Source organism: Methylobacterium sp. UNC378MF (assembly GCF_900103195.1).
GTDB lineage: Bacteria > Pseudomonadota > Alphaproteobacteria > Rhizobiales > Beijerinckiaceae > Methylobacterium.
Genome location: NZ_FMWU01000013.1, coordinates 16,760 through 29,486, shown reverse-complemented (window position 1 = coordinate 29,486; position 12,727 = coordinate 16,760). Strand labels below are relative to the sequence as shown.

At 68.3% G+C, this 12,727-nt stretch carries 12 protein-coding genes; 8 read left to right on the top strand and 4 right to left on the bottom strand.

Features of this window, described 5'->3' with window-relative positions:
• Positions 1-50 precede the first annotated feature (50 nt).
• From prfA to BLT59_RS14875, 3 genes are all read left to right on the top strand, one after another.
• Positions 51-1,136 carry a peptide chain release factor 1 gene (prfA, locus tag BLT59_RS14885; RefSeq protein ID WP_091781476.1) on the top strand — a complete coding sequence of 362 codons (1,086 nt, stop codon included), beginning with the start codon at positions 51-53 and terminating at the stop codon, positions 1,134-1,136.
• Between the two features lie 9 nt (positions 1,137-1,145).
• A complete protein-coding gene (gene prmC / locus BLT59_RS14880) occupies positions 1,146-2,045 on the top strand; it encodes a peptide chain release factor N(5)-glutamine methyltransferase (RefSeq protein WP_091781473.1) in 900 nt (299 codons plus the stop codon).
• Positions 2,046-2,465: 420 nt separating this feature from the next.
• Complete coding sequence (locus BLT59_RS14875; RefSeq protein ID WP_091781822.1) at positions 2,466-3,530, top strand: DUF4167 domain-containing protein; 1,065 nt, start codon at positions 2,466-2,468, stop codon at positions 3,528-3,530.
• Positions 3,531-3,956: 426 nt separating this feature from the next.
• Here the strand turns inward: BLT59_RS14875 and BLT59_RS31295 are convergent, their stop codons facing one another.
• From BLT59_RS31295 to BLT59_RS14855, 4 genes are all read right to left on the bottom strand, one after another.
• Entirely contained in the window at positions 3,957-4,184 is a 228-nt protein-coding gene (locus tag BLT59_RS31295) for a hypothetical protein (RefSeq protein ID WP_175544018.1), read from the bottom strand.
• 159 nt (positions 4,185-4,343) lie between these two features.
• Positions 4,344-5,069 (bottom strand): RlmE family RNA methyltransferase, encoded by a 726-nt coding sequence (locus tag BLT59_RS14865; protein WP_091781470.1) that lies wholly within the window; start codon positions 5,067-5,069, stop codon positions 4,344-4,346.
• A 10-nt stretch (positions 5,070-5,079) separates the two neighbouring features.
• Positions 5,080-6,174: a Ppx/GppA phosphatase family protein gene (locus BLT59_RS14860; RefSeq protein WP_091781467.1), complete on the bottom strand. Its 1,095-nt coding sequence runs from the start codon at positions 6,172-6,174 to the stop codon at positions 5,080-5,082.
• Between the two features lie 110 nt (positions 6,175-6,284).
• A complete protein-coding gene (locus tag BLT59_RS14855; RefSeq protein WP_012317168.1) occupies positions 6,285-6,758 on the bottom strand; it encodes a response regulator in 474 nt (157 codons plus the stop codon).
• A 314-nt stretch (positions 6,759-7,072) separates the two neighbouring features.
• Here BLT59_RS14855 and BLT59_RS32165 point away from each other — a divergent pair, with 314 nt between their 5' ends.
• From BLT59_RS32165 to adh, 5 genes are all read left to right on the top strand, one after another.
• A complete protein-coding gene (locus BLT59_RS32165) occupies positions 7,073-7,861 on the top strand; it encodes a cold-shock protein (RefSeq protein WP_091781464.1) in 789 nt (262 codons plus the stop codon).
• Between the two features lie 530 nt (positions 7,862-8,391).
• Complete coding sequence (locus tag BLT59_RS14840; RefSeq protein WP_091781459.1) at positions 8,392-8,703, top strand: iron transporter; 312 nt, start codon at positions 8,392-8,394, stop codon at positions 8,701-8,703.
• A 26-nt stretch (positions 8,704-8,729) separates the two neighbouring features.
• Entirely contained in the window at positions 8,730-10,223 is a 1,494-nt protein-coding gene (locus BLT59_RS14835) for a PepSY-associated TM helix domain-containing protein (protein ID WP_091781456.1), read from the top strand.
• Entirely contained in the window at positions 10,220-10,567 is a 348-nt protein-coding gene (locus tag BLT59_RS14830; RefSeq protein WP_091781453.1) for a DUF3325 domain-containing protein, read from the top strand. Before BLT59_RS14835 ends, BLT59_RS14830 begins: the two co-directional genes overlap by 4 nt.
• A gap of 342 nt (positions 10,568-10,909) precedes the next feature.
• Positions 10,910-12,433, top strand: coding sequence for an aldehyde dehydrogenase (adh, locus tag BLT59_RS14825; protein WP_091781450.1), 1,524 nt, complete (start codon positions 10,910-10,912; stop codon positions 12,431-12,433).
• Positions 12,434-12,727 lie beyond the last annotated feature (294 nt).

Below are 12,727 nucleotides of genomic sequence, written 5' to 3'. Positions count from 1 at the left end.
ACCCGCGCCCGTCTCGGAACGGCGCGCGTAGACTTGCAGAAACACGGGCGATGATCCCCTTTCCCACCGAGCGCCTCGACGCCATCCTGGCGCGGCACGACATCGTGACCGCGCAACTCGCCTCCGGCGAGATCGATCCGGAGACGGTGGTCCAGCTCTCTCGCGAGCTGTCCGACCTGGATCCCGTCGTTTCGGCAATCCGCGCCTATCGCGCGGCCCTGGAGAATCTCGCGGGCGTCGAGGCCCTGATCGACGAGCCGGGCACGGATCCGGAGATGCGGGCGCTCGCCGCCGATGAGAAGCCGGAGGCGCAGGAGGCGCTCGAAGCCGCGCATCGGGCCCTCCAGCTGCTGCTCCTGCCGAAGGATGCCGCCGACGAGAAGAGCGCCATCCTGGAAGTCCGTGCCGGCACCGGCGGCGACGAGGCGGCCCTCTTCGCCGGCGACCTGTTTCGCATGTACGCGAAATATGCCGAGTCGAAGGGCTGGCGGGTCGAGGTGATCTCCGAGAGCGAGGGCACGGTCGGCGGCTTCCGCGAGGTCGTGGCCGAGGTGAAGGGCCGGGGTGTCTTCGCGCGCCTCAAGTTCGAGAGCGGCGCACACCGGGTGCAGAGGGTACCCGATACCGAGACGCAGGGGCGGATCCACACCTCCGCCGCCACTGTGGCGGTGCTCCCCGAGGCGGAGGAGGTCGATATCCACGTCAACGACGCGGATTTGAAGATTGACACGATGCGGGCGCAGGGCGCCGGCGGCCAGCACGTCAACAAGACGGAATCCGCGATCCGCATCACCCATCTGCCGACCGGCATCGTGGTGTTCGTCCAAGAGGAGCGGTCGCAGCACAAGAACCGGGCACGCGCCATGGCGCTCCTGCGCGCCCGCCTCTACGACGCCGAGCGCAGCGCCAAGGATTCGGCTCGGGCTGCGGATCGCAAGGCGCAAGTCGGCTCCGGCGATCGCAGCGAGCGGATCCGCACCTACAACTTCCCGCAAGGCCGAGTGACCGATCACCGGATAAACCTGACCCTCTACAAACTCGAGGAGGTGATGGCCGGGACCGCCCTGGACGAAGTGGTCGATGCCCTGATCACTGAGCACCAAGCGGAGCTGCTGGCCGCCGAGGGCATGGTCTGAGGTCATGTCGTGACGTCGGTCTCCATGCAGAACCTGTCGCGTCGCGAGGCGCTGCGCGCGTGCACGACCTGCCTGTATGCCGGCGGCGTCGGTGAAGCTGCAGGCGACGCCCGGTTCCTCCTGCTCGGCATCCTCGGCCTGGAGACGCGCGACCTTCTGATCGAAGGCGACCGCCTCGTCAGTGCGGACGAAGCCGTTGCCCTCGAAGCGGCGCTCGCCCGGCGGCTCGCCGGCGAGCCGGTCGCCCGCATCCTCGGCGCCTGGGAATTTTGGGGCCTGCCGTTTCGGCTCGGGCCCGACACCCTGGTGCCGCGCCCGGACACCGAGATCCTGGTCGAGGTCGCGCTGGCGGCCGTTCCCGACCGGAGAGCACCGCTACGCTGCCTGGACCTCGGGACCGGCACGGGCTGTATCCTCACAGCCCTCCTGTCCGAGATGCCTCAGGCTCGCGGGGTCGGACTCGACCGCTCGGAAGGTGCCCTGCGCGTTGCCCGGGACAACGCCGCCGCGAACGGCCTCGGCGAGCGAGCCAACTTCGTGGTTGGGGATTGGTGCGATGCCGTGCGAGGGACGTTCGATCTCGTTGTCGCGAACCCGCCCTATATCGCACATGATGTGATCGCGACCCTCGATCGCGAGGTGCGCGCCCACGATCCCGCGACCGCCCTGGACGGGGGCGCGGACGGCCTCGACGCCTACCGGCGGATCCTCGACGGCGCAGGTGCGCGACTTGCATCGGGCGGCACGCTCGTCCTGGAGATCGGCTACGATCAGGCGGCGGCGGTGCAGGACCTCGCGCGGGCGGCAGGATACCGGGAGCGTGGATTGGCCCGCGATCTGGCCGGTCATGACCGGGTCCTCAGTTTCGATCGGCCGGGGGGGCTTTTCTCCGGCCACAGGGATGCCTAAGTCTGAGTCGACCATCCCGGCATCGAAAAATTGCTTGTTGCATCAACCGGGGAACGCTAAAGTCGGCTTGAAGATCGCGAACCGTCCGTTAAGACGGACGGCTGTAAGGTCGGTGGTGACTATGGGTCGCCGATTGGTTCGCTGGTCCCCCTACACCGTCGAACCAGAACGCGCCGGTACCAGCGCGGCGGTACGACATATTCGAACCTGACAATCGACTAAGGATCGGCGACCGTCTGCGGACGCTCGGTTCAAGGGATGGTCAGGCAGACGCGCGAACCGTGTAACGGTTGCACGCGCGGCGCCGCCGGATGCGCTTGGCCGGACTGCGCTACCCGATCAGACCGGGCGCCTCCGTAGACAGTCGTTTGCGTGAACGAGGGTCATTACAGACCGATGAGACCAAACCAGAATCGACGGATGCGCGGCCGGAACCGGCCGAAGGGTCCGAATCCGCTGACGCGCTCCTACGAATCCAACGGTCCCGACGTCAAAATCCGCGGCACTGCGCAGCACATCGCCGACAAGTACGCGCAGCTCGCACGCGATGCTTTGGCGGCCGGTGATCCAGTTGCGGCCGAAAACTACTTCCAGCACGGCGAGCACTATTTCCGGATCGTGTCCGGCGCCCAGGATCAAGGCAGGCCGGCCAATACGGGCGGATATGCCAGTCGTCCCTATGATGATGACATGGAAGAGGGCGACGAGGAGGGCCAGGGCAACGGCGGTTCGCAGAACGGTCACGCCTATAACGGCTACGACGATAACGATCCCGGCCAGCAGCCGCAGCCCTACGAGAACCGTTCGGACGCCAACCAGGATGGCCGTCAGGGCCGCGACCGGTTCCAGAACCGCGATCAGCGCCGTTTCGACAACAACGGGCGCCAGGATTATCGGCGTCAGGACCAGCCGCGTCAGGACTACCAGCGACAGGATTATCAGCGGCCGGATTATCGTCAGGAAAACCGGCAAGAGAATCGGCAGGACAACCGGCAGGATCGTCAGGATTATGGCCGTCCGGATTACCGGCAGGAGCGTCAGGACGGCCGACAGGACCGCCAGGACAATCGGCCGGACAATCGGCAAGAGACGCGTCAGGACAGTCGCAGCGACCAGAGTCGGTACGATAACGGCCGCGGCGAGGCCCCGCGGTCGGAGACCCGGCAGGAGGATCGTCCGGCGAGTCGGCCGGAGCGGGCTCCCCGCGGTGAGGCCGTGCGTCAGGGTGAGGCTGCACCACGTCGTGAGCGTCGGCGCGAGGCTGCGCCCGTCGTGGAGGCCGAGGAGCCGAGCGGCCTGCCGGCGTTCCTGATGGCGCCCGCGCGTCCCGCCCCTGCGGCCGAACCGTCGACGGCTCCTGAGCCCGAGGTTTCGGCCGAGGAGGCGCCAGCCGCCAAGCCCCGTCGCCGTCGCCGTCCGCGCTTCGAGAGCGCCGCGGAAGAGGGGGGCGCCACGACGCCGGCGGCGGACGTGCCGACCGAGTGAGCGTAGGCCGCAAGCCGCCGTTCGAAGAGGCCGTTCCGGGTAACCGGGGCGGCCTTTTTCGTGGCCGAGCCGGCGCCGAACGGCCTTCCGATCCGGGTAGGGCTGCACCCGGCGGATCAGACGGTGCCGCCAGCCGATCTCGCCGAACGGCGCAATGTCCCAGTCCCTGGTCACCGCTGCGGGCATTTGCCCGAGCCCGAACATCAGATCGAAACGGCCCGTGATTTGGCCGCGCCGGTCTTCCTCGCGCTGTAGCGTGTCGGTGATCAGACAGACCCGCTCGACGCGGCCGGGAAGGGCGTCCCGGGGCGCAAAACGGGTCTCGATGAGTTCCCGCCCTAAGCCGGGCCGCGGCGTCGCGGAAGCGGGCTTTGTGGGCCGCGATCGGGACGATCGAAAGCTGGGAGAGCAGATTTGTTGCGTCGATCAGGTCGGCGCCCGTGCAGGGCCCCCCGATGGCTTGGCGACGCCCGCGCCGGTCTCGGCAATCATCAACGCGAAATTCAGGTCCCGGCGGGTGACGATCCGGGCCAGCGACGGATGGATGGCATTCACCAGGCCGACCTGGTCGAGCAGGCGAGCGAGGTCGTCCAGCGGCACGTCGTCGAGCAGACCGGATCCGAGCACCACCGCGTGCCGACGCTGACACGTCACCTCCGCCGTGATCCCGCTCCGCACCGGCGCGAGACGCGGCACCTAGGCCGCCCGGCAGCGACGCGAGCGGCTATGGAGCGGGCCGTTCTGCCGGACATCGCCGAGCCGGCGCCGGGCTGATGATCGACAGAGTCGGGGCGAGCAGCATCGCCGTGCGGCTCAATCCTCGTCGGAGGAGGCAGCCGCGGCCGGCGTTCCGCGATAGCCGGTCGCCAGGACGTAGAGTTCGCTCGAATCGGCGCGGCTCGCGGCGGGCTTGACGTGGCGGACCGCAGCGAAATCGCGCTTCAGGTCGTTCAGCAGAGCGCCCTCGGTGCCGCCCTGGAGCACCTTGGCGAGATATGCGCCCCCGGGGCCGAGGATCTCGCGGGCGAATTCTGCCGCCGTCTCGGCGAGGCCGATGATGCGCAAATGGTCGGTCTTCTTGTGGCCAGTGGCGTTGGCGGCCATGTCCGACATCACGAGATCGGCCGGGCCGCCGAGCATGCCGGTCAGGCGGGCGGGGGCCTCGGGATCGAGGAAGTCCAGGGTGATGAACTCGACCCCGGCCATGGGCTCGATCTCCAGAAGATCGATGCCCACGATTCGACCGGACGGTCCGACCACCCGCGCGGCCACCTGCGACCAGCCCCCTGGCGCGGCGCCGAGATCGACGATCTTTTGGCCGGCCCTCAGGAGCTTGTAGCGCTCGTCGATCTCCAGCAGCTTGTAGGCCGCCCGCGACCGATAGCCCTCGCGCTTGGCGCGCGCCACGTAGGGATCGTTGAGCTGGCGCTCGAGCCAGCGCTTCTGGGACAGGGTCCGACCGCGGCCGGTCTTCACCCGCTGCTTCAGTTCGCCCCGGACGCCCCCGCCTGAACTCGCACCGCCGCGCCGGTCGCTCATCGCGCCGCCCTCATCTGACCGCCTTCCGGTTCCAGACGCCGTCCTCCCGCATCATGTTCATCAGCAATCCTTCGCGCAGGCCGCGATCGGCGATGCGCAGGCGCTCCGACGGGAACGCACGGCGGATCGCCTCCAGAATGGCGCAGCCCGCGAGGACAAGGTCTGCCCGGTCGCGGCCGATGCAGGGATTGTCCGCGCGCTGTTCCAGCCGTGTGTCAAGCAGGTCGTCGATGGCGGTGGAGACCGCGTCATCGCTCATCCACAGGCCGTCGACACGCCGACGCTCGTAGCGCGCAAGCCGCAGATGCATTGCCGCGATGGTCGTGACCGTTCCTGAGGTGCCGAGGAGGTGGAAGTTCGGCGCAGTCGCGGCCGCCGCCGCCCGGATCGCGAAGGCGGAGAGCTTTTCGGCCACTTCCTCGACCATGCCCTCGAACATGCGGCGCGTCACCTCGGCGCCGCCATGGCGCTCAGCCAAGGTCACCACGCCCACCGGCAGCGAGTCCCAGGCCCGGATGCGCAACGTGGGGTCGGTCGACGGGTTGGCGGCCGCACCGTCGAGCCACGCGATCTCGGTCGAACCGCCGCCGATGTCGAAGATGATCACCGATTCGGCCAGCGGATCCGCGAGCGCGGCGCAGCCGGTGACCGCGAGATAAGCCTCGGTCTGCCGGTCGACGATCTCGAGGTCGAGGCCGACGCCGCGGCGCACGCGTTCCACGAAGGCGGCCCCGTTCACCGCGAGGCGGCAGGCCTCCGTGGCGATGATCTTGGCCCGCTGCACACCGCGAGCCTCCATCTTGGAGCGGCAGATCCGCAGGGCCTCGACGGTGCGCTCGATCGCCGCCTCGCTCAGCCGGTCTGATGTACCGAGGCCCTCACCGAGGCGGACGATACGCGAGAACGCGTCGATGACCCGGAAGCCGCTGAAGGTCGGCTCCGCGACCAGCAAACGGCAATTGTTGGTGCCGAGGTCGAGCGCCGCGTAGGCGGCGCGCCGACGCTCGCGGCCCGCCACCGGGACGGGCGACGGGGCTGGCGTCTGAAGCGTCACCGCGCCGGTCTGGATTCGGGACGGCGCGGCCGCGGCGGTCTCGTCCCTCATCGGCGCGGCCGTCGATCCTTCGGGTCGGCCTTGAGCAGCGCGCTCGGCCTTTGTTGATCTGTGACCCTACAGGCTCGGTGAGGAACTGCAACGCCCCATCGCGGTCGCGGTCAGGCCACGGCCTTCATGGCGCTGGCCCGACGCGGGATCGGGCGCAGCAGGCTCTTCACCTGCGAGTACGGGCGCGGCCGGTTGATCACCTCGTCGAGGCGCGACCACAAGGTCTTCGGCGAGAATGGCTTGGCGATGATCTCGTTGACGCCGAGCGCCACGGCGCGGTCGACGACGTTGCGACGCGGTTGGGCCAGCATCAGGATGATCGGAATCGTCGGACAGGGGGAGGTGGTGGGCGTGCGCGCGAGCCGGATGAACTCCTCGCCCGACAGGATCGACAGGTCCCAGTCGATGATGCTGATGTCGGGCTTGCTCTCCGCCAGCACGCCAAGGGCCTCGGCTCCGTCCGGCGCCTCCAGCACGCGCTTGATGCCGACGCGCATCAGCATGTCGCGCACGATTCGGCGAATGTAGAGGCTCTCGTCGACAACGAGTGCCGAGAGATCGGGGAAAGTCGGGGTCGCGATCATGGCCGGCTGGCTCTGCGGGGCGCAGCGCCGAGTGTAGCCAGACAGCCTTTGCGTTTCGCTAACGCCTTCTCTCGAATGAGAAAGGACTGGTCCGGTGACTGCGGCGGATTCCGATGTTTGCCGCGAGAAAGTAACGAAACCGGCGCGTCTGAGCCAAGAAGGTCCTTGCGGTCAAGGCCCGATTGCGTCAGGACTGGGGCGTTATTCTTGGTTACCGCGACCTGGGGTAATGATAGTGCGGGGCGTGGGCTGTCTGGGATGGCGCGCACGCGGTATTCGAGACAAGGGCGGCGGACGGTTTTTGCGAGCTTTCTATGGGACGTGGTCGTGATTTCAGGGGGCCGCAGAAGCGCGGCTTCGACGAGAGTGGCGAGCCGAGATGGCCTGATCAGGCTCCCCCGAGCGGCGGATATGGCGGCGGCGGCTTCGGGGGCGGTGGTGGCGGCGGGTTCGGCGGCGGCGGTTTCGACCGCGGTCCGTCGCGCGGCGCGGCACCGGTTGCGTCCGGACCGGAGCGCGATGCGACGGTCAAGTGGTTCAACAAGGAGAAGGGCTTCGGCTTCGTCGAACTCGGTGACGGTTCGGGCGACGCCTTCCTCCACATCCGCGCCGTCGAAGCGGCCGGCCACGATGACCTGCAGCCGGGTACCCGGCTGACGGTCACGACAGCTCAGGGCCAGAAGGGTCCGCAGGTCACCAGCGTCACCAGCGTCGACACCTCCACGGCCGAGGCACCTGCGCCCCGGCGCGAGTTCCGTCCGCGCACCGGTGGTTACGGTGCCGGTGGTGCGGGCGGCGGCTACGGCGACCGCAGTGGCGGCTACGGCGATCGTGGTGGTGGCGGTGGTTACGGCGGTGGCGGCGGTGGTGGCCGCTTCGCCGGCGGCCCGTCGGTCGAGATGAGCGGCACCGTGAAGTGGTACGATCCCGCCAAGGGGTTCGGCTTCGTCTCCGTCAACGACGGCGGCAAGGACGTGTTCGTGCACCGCTCTGCCCTGTCCCGCGCGGGTCTCGATTCGCTGGCCGAGGGCCAGCAGGTCACCCTGGGCGTGGTTGAGGGTCAGAAGGGCCGCGAGGCCCAGAGCATCAACGTCGAGGATTGAGGATGTTGCGGCGGTCGCTTTGCCGCCGCGTTCCACGAGAAGAGTGTCAGGCGGCGGCTCCTCCCGGGGCAGCCGCCTTTCTCGTTCCTGGATGGCCGATGCGTCGCCTGCTGCTGTCCACGGCTCTGCTCATGCTGGCGGGTAATGCCCGAGCGGAAGACTTCACGGGCTTCTACGCTGGCATCAATGCAGGCTACGGCTGGGGACGCGCGCGCAATGGGCCCACGGGAGCCGGTCCGGCTGCCGCAGCCGCCCCAGCCTCTGCCAAGCCGGACCTCGGAGCCGATCTGCCGCCAAGCGCCCGGAGCGCGGCCGTGGCGATTCGCAGATCCGATCGGGCTGGTCCGTCCGGAGCGGGCGGCCGTTAAGACGACCAGCCGATGGTGACGAGGTCGTGGCCGGCCCGACCGTCATGCGCCTACCTAACCACCTCTTTTCACACTGGAATCGTTCCGGAACATAGCCGTTGCGCGCCGACCGGCGCCGCTGGTAGGTCGCGGCATGGGCTCACGGGAACGAGAGGTGGCGCCATGAGCGCCCGCACCACGCCAATGCTGGCAGATCGTGCGGCGGTAGCCGGGCGAGTGCTCCTGGCGGCGCTTGGTGGCTACACGGTCGCCGCGCTCGCCAGCGCGCTGCTGGCCCTCATCCTGCCCGGTCCCAGGGCCGAAGCGGTGTCCGCCGGGACGTTGGCGAGCTTCGCCATCATGGCGGCAGCCGTGATCTGGGTCTTCGCCGCCCGGACATTGATGCGGGCGGCCCTTGTCCTCGGCCTGACGGCCCTGCTGCTGACCGGAGCCCTGTGGCTCGCGGGTGCTTTCGTCCCAGGCGGTGCCGCTTGAGCCGGGCGCGGAGCTTCCGCCAGTCGATGGCGTGGCTGCACACATGGTCCGGCCTCGTGGTCGGGTGGGTGCTGTTCGCGATCTTCGTCACCGGGACCGCCAGCTACTACCGCACCGACATCTCGCATTGGATGCGGCCTGAACTATCCGATTCGAGCTCCGATCCAGCGGCTGCGGCGACGCGTGCCGGCGCCTTTCTACAGAAAGCCATGCCGAACGCGGCCGGCTGGTCGGTCAGGCTGCCGAATGCCGAGAATCCGGCGGTCGAGGTCTATTGGTGGCCGCATCCAGGCGGCCCCTATCATCACGCACTCCTCGATCCGGCGACCGGTGAGCCTGCGCGGGTTCGCGACACCCGCGGCGGCGATTTCCTGTATCGGTTCCACTTCGAACTGAGCCTGCCACCAATCTGGGGACGCTGGATTGTCTCGGTCTGCGCGATGATCCTGTTGATTGCGCTGATCTCCGGGATCGTGACCCACCGGCGCATCTTCGCCGATTTCTTCACGTTCCGGCGCGACCGCTCGGCCCAGCGAGGGTGGCTCGACGCTCACAACGTGATGGGCGTGCTGGCGCTGCCCTTCCATCTGATGATCGTCTACACGGGCCTCGTCACACTGTCGGCGATGCTGATGCCCTGGGGGATGAAGGCCGTCTACGGCAACGACCCGCTTCGCTACTACGCAGAAGCCGGCCTGGCGACCCCGGGCGTGGCCCCGGCCGGGCGCCCCGGCACGCCGCTGCCGCTGGGCGAGCTCGTCGCCCGCGCCGCGGCGGCCGGCGGCGCGGTGCCCGAGGTGATGCTGGTCACCCGGCCGGGTGACGCCGGTGCCACCGTGACGGCGTACTTCGAAGAGCCGATGGGGCTCGCGCATCTTCACCCGCAGATCGCCTACGGCGCCGATACCGGCTCGGAGATCGCCCGAGTTGGCGAACCCGGTGCCGCGACCCGGACCGGGGCCGTGATGGCCGGGCTGCACGAGGCGCATTTTGCCGCCGCTCCCCTACGCCTCTTGTTCTTCCTCTGCGGCCTGATGGGCGCGGCTACGGTGGCGAGCGGGCTCGTCCTCTGGACCGTGGCACGGGCGCCTCGGGGCGCCGATCCGGAAGGATTCGGCCTGCGGCTCGTACGGCTTCTCAACATCGGCACCATCGCGGGCTTGCCGGTCGGTCTCGCCGCTTATTTCCTGGCCAATCGTCTGTTGCCCCTCGGGCTTGAGGCGCGGGCCGATTGGGAGATCCGCGTCTTCTTCGCAGCCTGGATCACCGCCGCGATCGCCGCGTCCCTGTATCCGCGGCGGCGAGCGTGGTCGGTAGCCCTTGCCGTACCGGCTTGCGCCTTCCTGGTCATTCCCGTGATCGACGCTGTCCTGGTGGGCCAGCCACGCTTCCTGGCCTTCGATGCCGCAATGGCGGTGGTGGGGCTGGCCCTCGTTGCCGGTTCCCGGCTTGCGGCACGGCCGCGACCGGCGGAGTCGCGACTTGTGGAGGCGAACCTGTCCCGGACGGTCGAAGCATGACATTTGCCGCGCTGATCCTCAGCCTTCTCCTGAGCTTCTCGGGTTTCGCCGCCTTGGCCTTGAGCCTCGACCGGCATCATCGGGCAGCCTACCGCGCGGGCGTGCCGAAGCGGCGCGTCGTAAGCCTGCGGATGGCCGGCTGGTGTGGCCTCGGCCTTTCCTTCGCGGCAGCCATCGCGGCCGCGGGCTGGAATTTCGGGCCCGTCCAGTGGATCGGATCACTCACCGGGGCCGCCCTGGCCGTAGTGGCGATCATCGCTTATCGGCCAAGCTGGCTGCGCAACGCTGCCCTGGCGGCCCTGCCGTTCGCGGCCGCGGCACTGCCACTCGCCCTACTCGGATAGGCGCTACAGCTGAATCTTCGCAGTATTCGTTGAACCGTCACGCTGCAGGACCATGCGCACGGCCTTCGTCACAGCGCCCGGGGGCCGGAATACGATCAGGTTGAATGTCCCCGACGGCACCGATCTCCTGGATAATTGTCCGCTCGCGATGACGGCGGGAAGCGCGTAGGATCTCGACACTCGCGCACTGGCCAAAAGTCCACCTTGATTCGGCAGGCCAAAAGCCATTGGCTGCGAACAGAGCGGAAGCGGATGCGGCCCCCAATGTCAGGTCGCCCGAGCGCCAGCTTAAGCCCAAGAGCCGCGGTTCGCGAGGCCGGGGCCTATGGAGGGAACACAGCGATGAACAAGCCGGAATTCCTCGGCGACGCCAAGGTCAAGTCGCCCTTCTCGGCCCGTTACGAGAACTTCATCGGCGGCCAGTGGGTCGCTCCCGCGGCGGGCCGCTACTTCGAGAACACCTCCCCGATCACGGGTAAGGTGGTGTGCGAGGTGGCCCGCTCCGACGCGCAGGATGTCGAGAAGGCGCTCGACGCCGCCCATGCGGCCAAGGAAGCCTGGGGGCGCACGGCGCCGGCCGAGCGCGCCCGCATCCTCCTCAAGATGGCCGACCGGATGGAGGAGAACCTCGATCTGATCGCGCTCGCCGAGACCTGGGACAACGGCAAGCCGATCCGTGAGACCACCAACGCCGACATCCCGCTGGCCATCGACCATTTTCGCTACTTTGCGGGCTGCGTGCGGGCGCAGGAGGGCTCGATCTCCGAGATCGACCACGACACGGTCGCCTACCATTTCCACGAGCCGCTCGGCGTCGTCGGCCAGATCATCCCGTGGAACTTCCCGATCCTGATGGCGGTGTGGAAACTCGCCCCGGCGCTCGCCGCCGGCAATTGCGTGGTCCTGAAGCCCGCCGAGCAGACCCCGGCCTCCGTGCTGGTGCTGATGGAGATCATCGGCGACCTGCTGCCGCCGGGCGTTCTCAACATCGTCAACGGCTTCGGCCTCGAGGCCGGCAAGCCGCTCGCCTCCTCGCCGCGGATCGCCAAGATCGCTTTCACGGGTGAGACGACCACGGGCCGCCTCATCATGCAGTACGCGTCGCAGAACCTGATCCCGGTGACGCTGGAGCTCGGCGGCAAGTCGCCGAACATCTTCTTCGCCGACGTCGCGAACGAGGACGACGACTTCTTCGACAAGGCCCTCGAGGGCTTCACGATGTTCGCCCTCAACCAGGGCGAGGTCTGCACCTGCCCGAGCCGCGCGCTCGTGCACGAATCGATCTACGACCGATTCATGGAGCGCGCGTTGAAGCGCGTCGAGGCGATCACGCAGGGTTCGCCGCTGGATCCGGCTACGATGATCGGTGCCCAGGCCTCGGGCGAGCAGATGGAGAAGATCCTCTCCTACATCGACATCGGCCGGCAGGAGGGCGCCCAGCTGCTCACCGGCGGCGAGCGCAACGTCAAGGACGGCGAGTTCGCCGAGGGCTTCTACGTGAAGCCGACCGTGTTCCGCGGCCACAACAAGATGCGCATCTTCCAGGAGGAGATCTTCGGGCCGGTCCTGTCGGTCACGACCTTCAAGGACGATGCCGAGGCGCTCTCTATCGCGAACGACACGCTCTACGGCCTCGGCGCCGGCGTGTGGACCCGCGACGGGACCCGCGCCTACCGCTTCGGCCGGGCGATCCAGGCCGGCCGGGTCTGGACGAACTGCTACCACGCCTATCCGGCCCATGCGGCCTTCGGCGGCTACAAGCAGTCCGGCATCGGCCGCGAGACTCACAAAATGATGCTCGACCACTACCAGCAGACCAAAAACATGCTGGTCAGCTACTCGGCCAAGAAGCTCGGATTCTTCTGAGGTTCTTTCCGGGTTAACCCCCGAAGCAACTTCAGCCCCGGCCTTGCGGCCGGGGCTTTTTCGATTCCAGATCGCCGTGCTCAACACGGGCCGCCCCTTTCGGAAAAGGGCATTGACGATCGCGCTCTGGAGGCCGCGGGCCCGGTATCGACGCTGACGCTGGGCATGTGGTCCAGCGGAGTTTCCAGGCCCGCGAAGCCCATGAGCTTGGCAGGCGCGACGTTGGGGTCCCAGCGGCAGGGCGCGCGTGCTCCACGCTCAGGGACCGGCGGGGCTGGGCCCGGAGAACAAGCC